The organism is Pseudomonas sp. NBRC 111132 (genome assembly GCF_001320565.1).
GTDB lineage: Bacteria > Pseudomonadota > Gammaproteobacteria > Pseudomonadales > Pseudomonadaceae > Aquipseudomonas > Aquipseudomonas putida_P.
Genome location: NZ_BCBI01000001.1, coordinates 98,583 through 115,090 on the forward strand (window position 1 = coordinate 98,583; position 16,508 = coordinate 115,090).

At 62.4% G+C, this 16,508-nt stretch carries 13 protein-coding genes; 5 read left to right on the top strand and 8 right to left on the bottom strand.

Annotated features, from left to right (window positions below):
* Positions 1–67: 67 nt before the first annotated feature.
* From APH35_RS00450 to ttgA, 4 genes are all read right to left on the bottom strand, one after another.
* The gene (locus tag APH35_RS00450; protein WP_012273980.1) at positions 68–1,324 is read right to left on the bottom strand and encodes an OprD family porin; all 1,257 of its coding nucleotides are present in this window, start codon (positions 1,322–1,324) and stop codon (positions 68–70) included.
* A gap of 252 nt (positions 1,325–1,576) precedes the next feature.
* Positions 1,577–3,031: an AdeC/AdeK/OprM family multidrug efflux complex outer membrane factor gene (locus APH35_RS00455; protein WP_012273979.1), complete on the bottom strand. Its 1,455-nt coding sequence runs from the start codon at positions 3,029–3,031 to the stop codon at positions 1,577–1,579.
* Positions 3,028–6,180, bottom strand: a complete 3,153-nt coding sequence (gene ttgB / locus APH35_RS00460; protein WP_012273978.1) for a multidrug efflux RND transporter permease subunit TtgB — start codon at positions 6,178–6,180, stop codon at positions 3,028–3,030. The genes APH35_RS00455 and ttgB overlap by 4 nt, the downstream gene beginning before the upstream one ends.
* Positions 6,181–6,183: 3 nt before the next feature.
* Entirely contained in the window at positions 6,184–7,338 is a 1,155-nt protein-coding gene (ttgA, locus tag APH35_RS00465; RefSeq protein WP_012273977.1) for a toluene efflux RND transporter periplasmic adaptor subunit TtgA, read from the bottom strand.
* Positions 7,339–7,595: 257 nt separating this feature from the next.
* Here ttgA and ttgR point away from each other — a divergent pair, with 257 nt between their 5' ends.
* Entirely contained in the window at positions 7,596–8,228 is a 633-nt protein-coding gene (ttgR, locus tag APH35_RS00470; protein ID WP_060514023.1) for an efflux transport transcriptional regulator TtgR, read from the top strand.
* A gap of 85 nt (positions 8,229–8,313) precedes the next feature.
* Here ttgR and APH35_RS00475 read toward each other — a convergent pair whose 3' ends face one another.
* A complete protein-coding gene (locus tag APH35_RS00475; protein ID WP_060514024.1) occupies positions 8,314–9,765 on the bottom strand; it encodes an MDR family MFS transporter in 1,452 nt (483 codons plus the stop codon).
* A 382-nt stretch (positions 9,766–10,147) separates the two neighbouring features.
* Here APH35_RS00475 and APH35_RS00480 point away from each other — a divergent pair, with 382 nt between their 5' ends.
* Entirely contained in the window at positions 10,148–11,017 is an 870-nt protein-coding gene (locus APH35_RS00480) for an isocitrate lyase/PEP mutase family protein (RefSeq protein WP_012273974.1), read from the top strand.
* Positions 11,018–11,036: 19 nt separating this feature from the next.
* Here APH35_RS00480 and APH35_RS28940 read toward each other — a convergent pair whose 3' ends face one another.
* Positions 11,037–11,177 (bottom strand): hypothetical protein, encoded by a 141-nt coding sequence (locus APH35_RS28940; RefSeq protein ID WP_012273973.1) that lies wholly within the window; start codon positions 11,175–11,177, stop codon positions 11,037–11,039.
* A 72-nt stretch (positions 11,178–11,249) separates the two neighbouring features.
* On the bottom strand, positions 11,250–12,158 hold the full coding sequence (locus APH35_RS00490) for a LysR family transcriptional regulator (protein WP_060494237.1): 909 nt from the start codon (positions 12,156–12,158) through the stop codon (positions 11,250–11,252).
* Positions 12,159–12,260: 102 nt separating this feature from the next.
* Between APH35_RS00490 and APH35_RS00495 the strand changes: the two genes are divergently transcribed.
* Positions 12,261–13,136, top strand: coding sequence for an MBL fold metallo-hydrolase (locus APH35_RS00495; RefSeq protein ID WP_060514025.1), 876 nt, complete (start codon positions 12,261–12,263; stop codon positions 13,134–13,136).
* A gap of 27 nt (positions 13,137–13,163) precedes the next feature.
* The gene (locus tag APH35_RS00500; protein WP_012273970.1) at positions 13,164–13,778 is read left to right on the top strand and encodes an NAD(P)-dependent oxidoreductase; all 615 of its coding nucleotides are present in this window, start codon (positions 13,164–13,166) and stop codon (positions 13,776–13,778) included.
* Between the two features lie 98 nt (positions 13,779–13,876).
* Here the strand turns inward: APH35_RS00500 and APH35_RS00505 are convergent, their stop codons facing one another.
* A complete protein-coding gene (locus APH35_RS00505) occupies positions 13,877–14,752 on the bottom strand; it encodes a LysR substrate-binding domain-containing protein (RefSeq protein WP_060514026.1) in 876 nt (291 codons plus the stop codon).
* A 114-nt stretch (positions 14,753–14,866) separates the two neighbouring features.
* Between APH35_RS00505 and APH35_RS00510 the strand changes: the two genes are divergently transcribed.
* Positions 14,867–16,504: a 5-guanidino-2-oxopentanoate decarboxylase gene (locus APH35_RS00510; protein ID WP_060514027.1), complete on the top strand. Its 1,638-nt coding sequence runs from the start codon at positions 14,867–14,869 to the stop codon at positions 16,502–16,504.
* Positions 16,505–16,508: the final 4 nt, after the last annotated feature.

Here is a 16,508-nt window from a genome sequence, read left to right on the forward strand (position 1 = left end):
ATTTCTTTTGGTTATTTTGTTGTATCTCCGGCCTCTTCGCGAGTTCCTCGCGAAGAGGCCAGCAGATTCAAAGCAGATTCAGCGGGTAACTCACGATCAGGCGGTTCTCATCGAACGCATTGGTGCTGAAGTCCCGGCGCATGGTGGAGTTGCGCCATTTCACCGACAGGTCCTTGAAGCTGCCCGACTGCACCACATAGGCCAGCTCGGTTTCCCGTGCCCATTCCTTGCCATCGTCCACGTTGCCAACGGTCACGTTGTCACCCTTGATGTAGCGGTTCATCAGGGTCAGGCCGGGTACGCCGACGGTGGCGAAGTTGAAGTCATGGCGAACCTGCCAGGAGCGCTCCTTGGCATTGTCGAAGCTCGAGTTGTAGCTGTCGTTGGCCAGGGTGCCGCCACTGGTGCCATTGACCCGCATCCAGGCATCGTCGCCGCTCACCTTCTGCAGCCCGACATAGAAGGTGTGGCCTTGGTAGCGCGCCGAAAGCAGGGCGGAAGCGGTGCGGTTGTCCAGCTTGCCGGCACGTTCGCCGCCGTCTTCCTTGCCGATGAAGTAGCCCAGGTTGGCGCCCAGGGTCCAGTCGCCCAGCGGCTGGCTGTGCGTCAGGTTGAGGTACTGCTGGCGGTAGATGTCCTTGAGCTGGGCGTCCCACAGGCCAATCATGGTGCGCTTGTCGTTGAAGGTGTACTCACCGCCGCCGAAGTTGAATCGGTCGGAGGTGAACGCGGCTTTGCCGTTCAGCGACATGTCTTCCATGCTGGCGTCATTGCGCGGGCTGTTGCCGCGGAACTGGCCGGCGTACAGGGTCAGGCCGGCGATTTCCTTGGAGGTCAGCTGGCCACCGCGGAAGGTTTGCGGCAGCGAACGGCCATCGTCCGAGCGCAGGATCGGTAGTACCGGCATCCATTCGCCGACTTTCAGTTCGGTTTCGGACAGCTTGGCTTTCAGTGCTACACCCAACCGGCCAAAGTCATCGGCAGGGCGACCGTCGTCATGCACGGGCAGCAGGTGAGTGTTGGTGGTGCCTTTGCCACCGTCGAGCTTGACCGAATACAGGCCCAGGACGTCCACGCCGAAACCGACGGTGCCCTGGGTAAACCCGGAACGGGCGTCGAGGATAAAGCTTTGCGTCCATTCCTCGGCCTTGCCCTGCGGATGGGCCGGGTCGACGAAGTTGCGGTTGATGTAGAAGTTGCGCAGGTTGAGGGTGGCCTTGGCATCCTCCATGAATCCACCTTCGTTGGCGGCGAACACGGGGAGGGCGCAGGACATGGCCAACAGGCCGGGCAGCAGCTGGCGTGCGGGTTGCAAAGTGCTCATCTGTCGTGGATCTCTTGTTTTTATGGGGCGAGCCGGTGCACTGCTGGATCGAGCCGGCAGGTGCGGGTCTTTAGTGATGAACTTGGGCAACGTTGCGTGGGGGGATGGTGCGGGGTTGGGCGGGGGTGAGGCAATTCGCCGCAAACGGAACGGGGCGATAATCGAACGGAATGTTCCGGTTGGTTAATTCTTTCTGTACCGACGAATAAAAAGCCCACCGTGAAGGTGGGCTTGACGTTGCTGCGAACTCAATCAGCCTTTCGGTGCATCCACCGACGCCTGCTGGTTGGCCTGCCCGGTCTGCTCGTACCAGCCACCGCCGAGCGCCTTGTACAGGTTGACCTCGCTGGTCAGCTGCGAAAGACGGTCGCCGATCAGTGCCTGTTGGGCGCTGAACAGGTTGCGCTGGGCGTCGAGGAAGGTCAGGTTGCTGTCGATCCCGATGCGATAACGGCGTTCGGCCAGGCGGTAGTAATCCTGGTTCGCCTGCACCAGGTCGCGCTGGGCCTGCAGCTGCTCTTCGAAGGTCTTGCGCGCCGCCAGGCCATCGGAGACTTCCTGGAAGGCGGTCTGGATGGTTTTTTCGTACTTGGCGACGTTGATGTCTTTCTGGATCTTCGAATAATCCAGGCTGGCCTTCAGGCTGCCGGCGTTGAAGATCGGCAGGTTGATCTGCGGCTGGAACAGCCAGGTGCCCTGGCCGCCTGCGAACAGGTGGCCCATGTCGGGGCTCAGGCTGCCCGCGTTGGCGGTCAGGCTGATGCTCGGGAAGAACGCTGCGCGGGCCGCGCCAATGTTGGCATTGGCGGCCTTGAGCAGGTGCTCGGCTTCCTGGATGTCCGGGCGGCGCTGGAGGATATCCGACGGCAGGCCGGCCGGCACTTCGGCCAACTGGTCGGCATTGAGCTCCAGCGGCTTGGCCAGGTCGGCTGGAATGCCGGTGCCCAGCAGCACGGTCAGGCTGTTGACGTCCTGGGCGACCAGGCGCTGATACTGCGAGTACTTGACCCGGGCGCCTTCCACGGCGGTGCGTGCCTGGCTGACGTCGAGTGCAGAAGCGACGCCGACTTCATTGCTGCGACGGGTGAGGTTGTAGCTTTCCTCGTAGGTCTTCAGCGTTTCTTCGGTCAGCTTGAACAGGGCCTGGTCGGCCTGCCAGGTGTAGTAGGCATTGGCCACGCTGGCCACCAGGGCGATTTGCGTGGAACGACGCGCCTGCTCGCTGGACAGATAGGTTTCCAAGGCTTGCTCGGTCAGGCTGCGCACGCGGCCGAACAGGTCCAGCTCGTAGGCGCTGACACCCAGGGTTGCCGAATACTGGCTGGTGATGCCAGATTCACCGGTTTGCGACATGTTCGCCGGGACGCGCTGGCGGCTGCCGCTGCCGGTGGCCGAAACCGCCGGGAACAGGTCGGCACGCTGAATGCGGTACTGCGCGCGGTAGGCGTCCAGGTTCAGCGCCGCGACGCGCAGGTCGCGGTTGTTCACCAGCGAGGTCTGGATCAGCTGTTGCAGTGCCGGATCGTGGAAGAACTGGCGCCAGCCCTGTTCGGCGGCGGCAACATCCGCCGATTGCGTTGGCGAGTACGCAGGGCCTTGCGGCCACTGCGCAGCCACCGGCGCTTCCGGGGTCTGGTAGTCAGGGATCAGCGAGCAGCCGCCAAGAATGAAAGCGGTTACCGCCAGGGACAACAAAGACTTGGTCATTGCCCAGCCTCATAACGTGGAGTTTCAGGGGTGACGTCTTTTTCCGGCTCTTTGCTGCCGAACAGCGACGACACTGCGACGAAGAACAGCGGTACCCAGAAGATAGCCAGTACGGTCGCACTGATCATGCCGCCGATCACACCCGTACCGATGGCGTGCTGGCTGCCGGCGCCGGCGCCGCTGGCGATGGTCAACGGTACCACGCCAAGGATGAATGCCAGCGAGGTCATGATGATCGGGCGCAGACGCATGCGGCACGCCTCGATCGCCGCGTCGTACAGGCTGCGGCCTTGCTCGTGCAGTTCCTTGGCGAACTCGACGATCAGAATGGCGTTTTTCGCCGCCAGGCCGATGGTGGTCAACAGGCCGACCAGGAAGTACACGTCGTTGGACAAGCCGCGCAGACTGGTGGCGATCAGTGCACCGATGATACCCAGCGGTACTACCAGTACCACGGCGATCGGGATCGACCAGCTTTCGTACAGGGCTGCCAGGCACAGGAACACGAACAGTACCGAGAGGGCGAACAGCGCCGGCATCTGCGAACCGGAGAGCTTTTCCTCGTAGGACATGCCGGTCCAGGAGAAGCCTACACCGCTTGGCAGTTCGCCAGCGATACGCTCGACCTCGGCCATGGCTTCACCGGTACTGTAGCCCGGCGCCGGCGCACCGAGGATTTCCATCGCCTCGACGCCGTTGTAACGCGACAGTTTCGGCGAGCCGTAGGTCCATTCGCCTTTGGCGAAGGAGGAGAACGGCACCATCTCGCCTTTGCCGTTGCGCACGTACCACTTCTGCAGGTCTTCAGGGCTCATTCGGGCGTTGGGTTCGCCCTGGATGTACACCTTCTTGACTCGGCCACGGTCGATGAAGTCGTTGACGTAGCTGGCACCCAGGGCAATCGACAGGGTGTTGTTGATGTCGGCAATGGTCACGCCCAGGGCGCTGGCACGCTCGTCATCGATGGTCAACTGGTACTGCGGTTCATCGTTCAGGCCGTTAGGGCGCACAGCGCTGAGGATCTTGCTCTGCGCGGCCTTGGCCAGGAACTGGTTGCGCGCTTCCATCAACTTCTCGTGGCCGACACCACCGCGGTCCTGCAGGAACACGTCGAAACCGGTGGCGTTACCCAGTTCGAGTACCGCAGGTGGGGCGAAGGCGAACACCATTGCATCACGGAAGGTGAAGAAGTGCTGCTGGGCACGCTGGGCCAGGGCGAACACGCTGTTCTCCTTGGAACGTTCATCCCAGGGTTTGAGCATGATGAATGCCATGCCCGAACTCTGCCCGCGACCGGCAAAGTTGAAGCCGTTGACGGTGAACACGGACGCTACGGTGTCGGCTTCATCCTTCAACAGATACTCACGCATCTGGTCGACCACCACCTGGGTGCGCTCGGCACTGGAGCCTGCCGGGGTTTGCACCTGGGCGAACAGCACGCCCTGGTCTTCCTCGGGCAGGAACGCGGTTGGGATGCGAGCGAACAGCCAGATCATGCCGACCACGATCAGCGCATAGGCCAGCAGGAACGGCACCTTGTTGCGCAGGATAGTGCCCACGCTGCGCTCGTAGCCGTTCACGCTGCGGTCGAAGTTGCGGTTGAACCAACCGAAGAAGCCGCCTTTGGCAGTGTGGTGCTCGCCCTTCTTCAGCGGCTTGAGCATGGTGGCGCAAAGCGCCGGGGTGAAGATAAGCGCAACCAGCACCGACAGGCCCATGGCCGAGACGATGGTGATGGAGAACTGCCGGTAGATCACACCCGTGGAACCGCCGAAGAACGCCATCGGCAGCAGTACGGCCGACAGTACCAGGGCGATACCCACCAGGGCACCCTGGATCTGTTCCATCGAACGCTTGGTGGCTTCCTTGGGCGGCAAGCCTTCCTCGGACATCACCCGCTCGACGTTTTCCACCACGACGATGGCGTCGTCCACCAGCAAACCGATGGCCAGGACCATGGCGAACATGGTCAGGGTGTTGATACTGAAGCCCGCGGCGGCAAGGATGCCGAAGGTACCCAGTAACACCACCGGTACGGTCATGGTGGTGATGATGGTGGCGCGGAAGTTCTGCAGGAACAGGTACATCACCAGGAACACCAGGACCACGGCTTCGATCAGGGTGTGGATCACGCCGCTGATCGATTCGGTGACCACCGGAGTGGTGTCATACGGGAATACCGCTTTCACCCCAGGCGGGAAGAACGGTTCCAGGCCTTTGATGGTCTCGCGCAGTGCCTTGGCAGTGTCCAGGGCGTTGGCGCCGGTAGCCAGTTTTACTGCCAGGCCGGAAGCCGGCTTGCCGTTGAACTGAGCGCTGACCGCGTAGTTTTCACCCCCCAGACCTACCTGGGCGACATCACCCAGACGCACCTGCGAACCGTCGTTGTTGACCTTGAGCAGGATCTTCTCGAACTGCTCGGCGGTTTGCAGGCGGGTCTTGCCGATGATGGTGGCGTTCAGCTGGGTGCCCGGCATGGCCGGCAGGCCGCCGAGCTGGCCGGAGGACACCTGCACGTTCTGCGCGGCCACGGCGGTCTTGACGTCGACCGGGGTCAGCTGGAATTTGTTCAGCTTGGCCGGATCGAGCCAGATACGCATGGCGTACTGTGCACCGAACACCTGGAAGTCACCCACACCCGCTGTACGCGAGATCGGGTCCTGCATGTTGGAGACGATGTAGTTGGCCAAGTCATCCTTGGTCATGCTGCCGTCTTCGGACACCAGGCCGATCACCAGCAGGAAGTTCTTCACAGCCTTGGTGACGCGGATACCTTGCTGCTGCACTTCTTGTGGCAGCAGTGGGGTGGCCAGGTTCAGCTTGTTCTGTACCTGAACCTGGGCGGTGTCGGGGTTGGTGCCCTGTTCGAAGGTGGCGGTAATGGTCATGCTGCCGTCGGAGTTACTTTCCGACGACACATAACGCAGGTTGTCGATACCGTTGAGCTGCTGCTCGATCACCTGCACCACGGTGTCCTGCACGGTTTGCGCCGAGGCGCCCGGGTAGGTCACGGCGATGGCGATGGCCGGCGGTGCGATGCTGGGGTACTGGTTGATCGGCAACTTCAGGATCGACAAGGCCCCGACCAGCATGATCACCAAGGCGATCACCCAGGCGAAGATCGGGCGATCGATAAAGAACTTCGACATGGTTTACTCCGCTTTGGCGTCTGCTTTTGCCGCGTTGGCCTGATCAGGGCTGGCCGGCTTCTGGACGTTGGTGGCTTCGCTGACCTTCACCTCGACACCTGGGCGCACGTACTGCAGCCCTTCGGTAATCAGGCGGTCACCTGGGTTGAGGCCTTCTTCGATCAGCCAGTCGCTGCCCAGGGTACGGTTGGCCTTCAACTGACGCAGTTCGACCTTGTTTTCCTGGTTGACCACCAGTGCGGTCGGCGCGCCTTTCAGGTCGCGGGTCACGCCTTGTTGCGGCGCCAGGATGGCGTTGGCGTTGACCCCGGCCTTCAGCCGCGCATGCACGAACATGCCTGGCAGCAGGGTGTGGTCAGGGTTGGGGAACAGGGCGCGCAGGGTGACCGAGCCGGTGGTTTCGTCGACCGCGACTTCGGAGAACTCCAGGCGACCTTCCTGCTTGAACAGGCTGCCGTCTTCCAGCACCAGCTGAACCGAGGCGGCGTTGTCGCCGGCCTTCTGCAACTGGCCGCTCTCCAGGTCACGGCGCAGCTTGAGCAGCTCGGCGGTGGACTGGGTAACGTCGACGTAGATCGGGTCGAGTTGCTGGATGGTGGCCATGGCGTTGGTCTGGCCGTTGCTCACCAGTGCACCTTCGGTGAACGAAGAACGACCGATACGGCCGCTGATCGGTGCCAGAACCTTGGTGTAGCGCAGGTCGATCTGGGCGCTCTTGAGCGAAGCCTCGGCCTGCAATCGTTTGGCATTGGCGTCGTCGTATTCCTGTTTGGAGACGGCTTGCTCGTCAATCAGCTGCTTGTAGCGCTCGGCCAGCGAGCGGGTAGCCTGCAGGTTGGCCTGGGCATTGGCCAGGGTGGCTTCGTACACGGCAGGGTCGATCTGGTACAGCTGCTGGCCTTCCTTGACGTCGCTGCCTTCCTTGAACAGGCGCTTGAGGATGATGCCGTTGACCTGCGGGCGCACCTCGGCAACGCGGTAGGCAGTGGTACGCCCCGGCAATTCCGAGGTCAGGGTGAAGGCTTGGGGCTGGATGGTCACGACGCCGACCTGAGGAGCCTGCGCCGCTGGCGCTGCTTCTTCTTTCTTGCAGCCACTGAGCAGGGTTGCCAGGGCGACGGCGGAAACCAGAGCGGTAACGGCTGGCTTGAATTGCATGAGGATCCTCGGGTCGCAGGAGCAGGGAGACGCTCAAGAGTAATGGAAGAGACTTGATCTGGAAAAATTGCTATCCGGTGGATAAATAGCTTGCTAAGGAATATACTTACATTCATGGTTGTTTGTAAATACCGCTGGGTTGTACTTGGGTACTGCCACAGCCCTTGATTAGCTCATCCGTGAGGCCCCCTGCAGAGGTGCCACCGGAGCGTTCCCCGCACGCGCTGCGCGTTCGGGCCAGATGAGGTTGTACTGCCATGGTCCGTCGAACCAAAGAAGAAGCCCAGGAAACCCGCGCCCAGATCATCGAGGCGGCGGAAAAGGCCTTCTACAAGCGCGGGGTTGCGCGAACCACACTGGCTGACATCGCCGAACTCGCGGGTGTGACGCGCGGGGCTATCTACTGGCACTTCAACAACAAGGCCGAGTTGGTGCAGGCGTTGCTCGACAGCCTGCACGAGACCCATGACCATTTGGCGCGGGCGAGCGAAAGCAAGGACGAACTCGACCCGCTTGGCTGCATGCGCAAGCTGCTGTTGCAAGTGTTCAACGAGCTGGTGCTCGATGCCCGAACCCGGCGTATCAATGAAATCCTGCATCACAAGTGCGAGTTCACCGATGACATGTGTGAAATTCGCCAGCAGCGCCAGGGTGCGGTGCTGGATTGCCACAAGGGCATCACCCTGGCGTTGGCCAATGCCGTACGCCGGGGCCAGTTGCCTGGCGAGCTGGATGTCGAGCGCGCGGCGGTGGCCATGTTCGCCTATGTCGATGGCCTGATCGGGCGCTGGCTGCTGCTGCCTGACAGTGTCGATCTGTTGGGTGATGTCGAAAAATGGGTCGACACCGGGCTGGATATGCTGCGCTTGAGCCCGGCGTTGCGCAAATGACACTTTGTTAAGGATTGTGAGGGAGTGTTTCCCCTTTGTGTTAAGAGGGGATTAACAGCGTGGCCGCCTTGCAGCCCCTGGGATATTAGTACCCGCGCAGTTGTCTGTCAGGCAACGCCAATGCGGCAAAAAGCCCCAGTACCGCAATCAGCGCGCTGCCCATCAGCAACTGCCGGAATGTCTCCAGCAAGCGTCCCTGTGTCACCAGGTCCACTTCACCGGCCTTCAGGCTCCCCAGCAACGGGTTACCCAGCAATTCGAAACCACCTTGGTGCAGCAGTGCCAGCAACAGGCTGGACATGCACGCCACGCCCATGGCCCCGCCCAGCGAGCGGAACAGGTTGGTGGTGCTGGTGGCCACGCCAATGTCCTTGCTGGCCACCGCGCTTTGCGTGCCCACCAGCGAGGTCGGAAACTGCAGCCCGCAAGCAATGCCGGTCAGCAGCATGAACAGTGCACTGAGCAACGTTGACTGCGGCGGCGTCAGTGCCATGGCGAAAATGGCCACTGGCATCAGCAGCGCACCGACCAGGATCTGCGGCTTGTAGCGCCCGGTCCGGCTGGTCATGCGCCCGCCTGTAAAGGCCCCCATGGGCAACCCCATGGCCAGTGGCAGCAGGTGCAGGGCAGCGCTGTCGGCGCCGGCGCCAGTGATGCCCTGGTAGCGCAAGGGCATGAGCATGGTCAGGGAAATCGACTGGAAGCTGGCGAAGAAGATCACCCCCCAGCAAAGTACCGCCACCCGGTTGCCGAACAGCCCGAGCGGCAGCAGCGGCTCTGGGCAGCGGCGCTCGTGGGCGATGAACAACGCCAGGCCGAGTAGGGCGCAGGCGAACAGCGCCAGCCCGGCCGGGTCGGCCCAGGCGTGGCCCTGGCCGACCAAGGTGATCCCCAGCAGCAGGCTGCCAAGGCCGAGGATCAACAGCACGGCGCCAAGGTAGTCGACCTGGGCCTCGCGACGCTGCACCGGCATGCCGGCGAGGGCGCGGCGTATGGCCCACAAGGCGACCAGCCCCAGCGGCAGGTTGATCCAGAATACCCAGCGCCACGACAAGTACTCGGTCAGCCAGCCGCCCAGCACTGGCCCGGCGACGCTGGCCACGGCGTACATGCTGCTGAAATAGCCCTGGTAGCGGCCGCGTTCACGCGGCGGTACGAAGTCGCCGATGATCGCCTGGCTCACCGAGACCATACCGCCCGCGCCAATGCCCTGGAGTACCCGGGCCAGCACCAACTGCTGCATGTCCTGGGCCATGGCACAGGCAATCGAGGCCAGGGTGAACAAGCTGATCCCGGTGAGGATCATCCGGCGCCGGCCGTAAAGGTCGCCCAGCTTGCCGTAGATTGGTACGGCCACGGTCATTGCCACCATGTACCCGGAGATCACCCAGGCCAGCAGGCCGACGTCGTTGAACTGGGCCGAGATGGCCGGCAGCGAGACGGCGACGATGGTCTGGTCCAGTGCGCCGAGGAAGATGGCCAGCATCAGGGCAGTGAGCACGTTGCGCAGGGTGGTGGGGGGCAGGGCAGCAGTCACGGGAATACCTTGTCTTGTCTATGCAAGCCTCTTTGTGGGCAAGCCCACTCCCATAGAGGCCCACGAATTGTAACCTGAGTTAGGTAGCTTCCTATGTACTATCTGCATCCCCTATGCCGAATCGGCATTGGCGCATTCATCCAGTGCTGCATGGCCGCGTGATATCGTTGGTATGCCACAGGGGCTGAAATCCGGGGCTTGCACCAGGTTGGTGCAACATTCTGCCGCAGGTTTTTCAGGCCGCTGTCTCCCACACCTTTTATTCCTCTGCCTGCATGTCGAGCATGACCGCCCAGATGGCGACGGTTGGAACAGGTCAGGTAGACCCGATTACAGGGGTCGGTAGTTACCGTTCAAATTTCAACTTAATTGCGGAGTGATCATGCCCAAGGCTTCCCATCAAGATCTGCGTTTTGCCTTCCGCGAGCTGCTCGCTTCAGGTTCCTGTTTCCACACGGCATCGGTGTTCGACCCGATGTCGGCACGCATTGCCGCAGACCTGGGCTTCGAGGTCGGTATCCTCGGTGGTTCCGTTGCATCCTTGCAGGTGCTGGCCGCACCGGACTTCGCCCTGATCACCCTCAGCGAGTTCGTCGAGCAGGCCACCCGTATCGGTCGGGTCGCGCAACTGCCGGTGCTGGCCGACGCTGACCACGGCTATGGCAATGCGCTGAACGTGATGCGCACGGTGATCGAACTGGAGCGCGCCGGTGTGGCCGCACTGACCATCGAAGACACGCTGCTGCCAGCCCAGTTCGGGCGCAAGTCCACCGACCTGATCCCGGTCGAAGAGGGCGTTGGCAAGATCCGTGCGGCCCTGGAGGCGCGGGTCGATTCGTCGCTGTCGATCATTGCCCGTACCAACGCTGGGGTACTCAGCACCGAAGAAATCATTGTGCGTACCCAGAGCTACCAGAAGGCCGGTGCCGATGCTATCTGCATGGTGGGGGTTAAGGACTTCGAACAGCTCGAGCAGATTGCCGAGCACTTGACTGTGCCGCTGATGCTGGTCACCTATGGCAACCCGAACCTGCGCGACGACGAGCGCCTGGCGCGCTTGGGCGTGCGCATTGTGGTCGATGGTCACGCGGCCTACTTTGCCGCGATCAAGGCCACCTACGATTGCTTGCGGCTGCAGCGTGGCCAGCAGAACAAGTCGGAAAACCTCAGTGCCACCGAACTCTCGCACACCTACACCCAGCCTGAGGATTACATCCGCTGGGCCAAGGAATACATGAGCGTCGAAGAGTGACCGGCAGGGCGCCGTCGACTCAACGGACGGCGCTCAAGGTTGCGGTGTGGGGCACGCAATGTGCCCGCTCGCAGCTGTTGGCGGCGCTAGGCTGGCTGCGCAGCAGCTCGACGCGCCAGCAGGCCGAGCCATACAGCCCTGCGACTGCGGTCAGGGCCATGACAACGGCGACTCTTCTTGATTTGATACCCATGGTGCTCACCTCCCATTACAGCGATAGGGGTGTACAGCATTAGTATAGATCCTGGTCCCACTCCGGCTCGTCCTTGAACCGCAGCACTAGAAAATCCAGCATGCTCCGCAAGGTTGCCGGCATGTGTTTGCGCGACGTGTACACCGCATTCAGGTTCAATTCACGCGGCCTCGCCTCGGGCAGCAGGCGCATCAGTTCGCCTCGGCGCAGGGCCTCGGCTGCCTGATAGGTCGGCAGCATGGCGATACCCGCGCCAGCCAGTGCTGCCTTCTGCAGGGTCATCGCCTCGTTGGCGCTGATGTTCCCCGCCACCGGCACGGCGACGTGCTGCCCGGCCACCTCGAAATGCCACAGGCTGTGGCCGAAGTAGGCGTGGGTCAGGCAGTTGTGTCGGCTCAGTTCCTCGACCCGTTGTGGCGTGCCGTGCTCGTGCAGGTAGGCCGGTGCCGCGCACACCACCGAGCGGCACACGCTCAGGCGCCGGGCGATCAGGTTGGGGTCCAGGTCGTTGCTGGTACGAATGGCCAGGTCGATGCGCTCGTCCACCAGGTTGACGGTGCGGTCGAGCATTTGCAGTTCCACCTTCACTCCAGGGTAACGCTGCACGTAGGCTGCTACGGCGTCTACCAACTGTGCTTGGCCGAATGAGGTACTGACGCTGATACGCAGTGCACCCTTTGGTGCGTCTTCCGGCTGCTGCACGGCGGCCTGCAGGTCGCCGGCCAGTTCCAGCAGTTGCCGGCAGCGGGGCAGGGTTTCCTGGCCGGCGGCCGTGAGGCTGAGCTTGCGCGTGGTGCGCTGCATCAGCCGCGCGCCAACCCAGTCCTCCAGCTCGGCCAGATAGCGCGATACTACCGGTCGCGACAATTGCAGATGATCCGCTGCCGCCGACTGGCTGCCCAGGTCGACGACGGTTACGAATACGCGCATGGCGTTCAGACGGTCCATGATTTGCCCGATTTCAGAAACAAACTATGTTCGAGCATCGCATTTTTTGTGACGGATTGGGCAACTAAGCTGTTGGGCATTGTTCAGCTGAAGGCGTTGCTCATGTCCCTGTTCTCTCCTTTGCGTGGCCTGCTGCTGGCCTGCGTTACCCTGGCCGGCCCGGTGCTGGCTGCCGAGCCCTTGCAGTTGGAGGTCTACAACCCCGGGCACGAAGCGATATTCCCGGTCAGCTCGGTGATCGTCAGTGGTCAACATGACGCCGTGCTGGTAGATGCCCAGTTCGGCAAAGCCCAGGCCGAGCAGTTGGTGCAGCGCTTGCGAGCCGGTGGCAAGCACCTGACCAGCATCTACATCAGCCATGGCGACCCGGATTACTATTTCGGCCTGGATACCCTGACCCAGGCTTTCCCCGACGCCAAGGTGCTGGCTTCAGCCGCGACCGTTGCGCATATTCGCCAGACCATGGACGCCAAGCTGGCGTACTGGGGGCCGCAGATGGGGGCGGACAAGCCCGCGCGGCTGGTGCTGCCGCAAGTGCTCGAAGGCAACCGCCTGATGCTGGAAGGGCAGGCCTTGGACGTGGTTGGCCTTGACGGCCCACAGCCAGACCGCAGCTTTGTCTGGATCCCGTCGATCAAGGCGGTGGTCGGTGGGGTAGTGGTGTCCGAGCATATTCATGTGTGGATGGCCGATACCCAAACAGCCAAGTCGCATGCCGAATGGCTCGCCACCCTGGCGCGGATCGAAGCGCTGGCGCCGCGCACAGTCGTCCCGGGCCATTATCTGGGGGACAGCAGCCGTTCATTGCAAGCTGTGCGTTTCACTGCGAACTACATTCGTGATTTCGATGCCGAAACCGTCAAAGCAAAAGATGCTGGCGTCTTGATCGAGGCCATGAAGCATCGTTACCCAGGCCTGGCCGATGAAAGCTCCCTGGAGCTTGGGGCCAAGGTCGCCAAGGGCGAGATGAAGTGGTAATTCCGTTCAACTGATGGAGAGTTTCCCATGAGCAAGATTGCAATCATCGGTGCCACTGGCCGCGCTGGCAGCCAGTTGCTGGAAGAGGCCCTGCGCCGTGGCCATAGTGTGCTGGCCATTGCCCGCGACCCTTCCCGTTTGCAGGGGCGTGACGGGGTGACCGTCAAAGCGCTGGATGCCAAGGATAGCGCGGCCCTGCAAGCGGCTGTCGAGGGTGTGGACGCGGTGTTGAGCGCGGCGCATTTTTCGACCATCGAGCCGCACGCGATCATCGAGCCAGTCAAGCGCGCCGGGGTCAAGCGGTTGCTGGTGGTGGGGGGGGCCGGCAGCCTGTTGTTGCCGTCGGGGCACCGGGTGATCGACAGCCCGGACTTCCCGGAAGCCTACAAGGCCGAGGCCACTGCCGGGGTGCGTTTTCTGGAGGCGTTGCAGCGCGAGCCAAACCTGGATTGGACCTTTCTCTCGCCGTCGGCGGAGTTCGTTGAAGGTGAGCGTAGCGGGCGCTACACGTTGGGTAAGGATCACCTGCTGATCGGTGCGGACGGCAAGAGCTGGATCACCTTTGCCGATTATGCGATTGCCATGCTCGACGAGCTCGAAAAGCCTGCGCATTCACGGCAGCGCTTCACAGTCGGTTACTGAGTCGCCTGCTTCGTGGGCACGCACGCTCCCACAGGTATTGCACAAATTCCAAGCCCTGTGCTGTACCTGTAGGAGCGTGCGTGCCCGTGTATGGGCCCTCACTGGCTAGCCTGGCGCTGCAGCCAATCCAGCAACTCCGTTAAACCCGGTGGCAAGCTTCTGGCCTGGCTTACCAGGTAATAACCTTTACCCGTCAGCACCTTCAGCGCAAACGGCATGCACAGCCGCCCCCCGCGCAAGTCATCGCCAATCAGCGACCAATCACCGATAGCCACGCCAGTCCCCTGCGAGGCCATGGCCATTGCCATGTCCAGCGTCTCGAAATGCTGCTTGGGCCCATGACTGGCCAGCGTCACACCTGCTGCCTGCAACCACAACCGCCAATCATGCTCATCTCGTGACGGGTGCAGCAGCATATGCCGCGCCAGGTCTTCCACCTGCTGCAAGGGCAGCGGCCCTTGAAGCAGTGACGGTGCGCATACCGGTGTCAGTTGCTCATCGAACAACTTGCGCACGTGCAGCCCGTGGTTCGGTGCATCGCCATAGACCACCGCGGCGTCAAAGCCCTCGCGGCGAAAATCCACCCCATGCTGCACGGTGGTGGTGAGTTCGACCGGTATGTCCGGGCGCAGGGCTTGCCATTCCATCAGGCGTGGCAGTAGCCAGCGCATCACGCAGGTCGGCGCCTTGAGCTGCAAGGTCGTGCTGTGCTCGCCCACCTCGCGCACGCCTTGATCGATCAGCGCGAACACCTGCTGCACCCGAGGCAGCCAGTCCTGGCCTTCACGGGTCAGGCTCAAACCGCGGGCCTCGCGCTTGAACAGCGCATAACCCAGGTGCTCTTCGAGGGCTGCGATCTGCCGGCTGACGGCGCCCTGGGTGATGTGCAACTGTTGCCCTGCACGGGTGAAATTGCAGTGCTGGGCAGTGACCAGAAAGGTGTACAGGGCAGGCAGAGGCGGGAGGCGTTTCATTGCAGTAAGCCATGATCACAGGACATGGCTAGTATGTGTTTTTTTACATTGTGGGGATAGCCGTGGCTTGGGTCCAATAAGGGCATAACCCAACAAGATTCATGGTGAACCCCAATGGCAACCTGCGGTGAAGTACTGGTCAAACTCCTTGAAGGCTATGGCGTGGACCATGTCTTCGGTATTCCCGGTGTACATACCGTGGAGCTCTACCGTGGCCTGGCGGGTTCGTCCATTCGCCACATCACCCCGCGTCACGAGCAGGGGGCCGGGTTCATGGCTGACGGCTATGCGCGCACCCGTGGCAAACCCGGGGTGTGCTTCATCATCACCGGCCCTGGCATGACCAACATCACCACGGCCATGGGCCAGGCCTATGCCGATTCGATTCCGATGCTGGTAATTTCCAGCGTGCAGACCCGCGACCACTTGGGCGGTGGCCGTGGCAAGCTGCATGAGCTGCCCAACCAGGCCGCGCTGGTAGCGGGTGTGGCTGCGTTTTCCCACACCTTGATGAGTGCCGCAGACTTGCCGCAGGTGCTGGCCCGAGCATTTGCCGTGTTCGACAGTGCCCGGCCGCGCCCGGTGCACATCGAGATACCGCTCGATGTACTGGTCGAACCGGCTGACTTCCTGTTGCCGGGCCGCCCGGTACGTGGCAGCCGGGCAGGGGCGGCTCCGCAGGCGGTGGCGCAGATGGCTGAACGCCTGGCCAGTGCACGTCGGCCGCTGATCCTTGCCGGTGGCGGGGCATTGGCTGCGGGGGCTGCGCTGGCACGCCTGGCTGAACACCTTCAGGCCCCGGTGGCGCTGACCATCAATGCCAAAGGCTTGCTGCCGGCCAGCCACCCGTTGCAGATCGGTTCGACCCAGTCGCTGCCGGCCACACGTGAGTTGGTGGCCGAGGCCGACGTGGTGCTGGCGATTGGCACCGAACTTGCCGAAACCGATTACGACGTGACCTTCAAGGGCGGTTTCGAGATCCCGGGCAGCCTGCTGCGCATCGATATCGACCCGGACCAGACGGTGCGCAACTACCTGCCGGAGCTGGCGCTGGTCGCCGATGCCGAGCTGGCCGCCGAAGCGCTGTTCGGTGCCTTGCAGGCCCAGCCGCAACCGGTGCACGAAAGCACTTGGGGTCAGGCCCGCGTGGCCAAGCTACGCCAGGCTCTGGCAGCAGATTGGGACCAGCCGACCTTGAGCCAGACGCGTTTGCTGAACGCCATTCTCGAACGCCTACCCAATGCCATTCTGGTGGGCGATTCCACCCAACCGGTGTACACCGGCAACCTGACCCTGGACATGCACCAGCCGCGTCGCTGGTTCAATGCCTCGACCGGTTACGGCACCCTGGGTTATGCACTGCCTGCGGCCATGGGCGCCTGGTTGGGCAGTGCCGAACAGGCCGACCAACGTGCGCCAGCGGTGTGCTTGATTGGTGATGGCGGCTTGCAGTTCACCCTGCCGGAGCTGGCCAGTGCGGTGGAGGCGCAGGTGCCGCTGGTCGTGCTGTTGTGGAATAACCAGGGGTACGAGGAGATCAAGAAGTACATGGTCAACCGGGCGATTGAGCCGGTAGGCGTGGATATCCATACCCCGGACTTTATCGGTGTGGCGCGGGCGTTGGGCGCGGCGGCGGAGCATGTGACGGATGTGGTGCAGCTGCAGGCAGCACTGGGGCTGGCGTTGGAGCGCAAGGGGCCGACCTTGATCCAGGTTGACCAGAACCAGTGGCAAGAAACAGTGCTGCGATGATGTA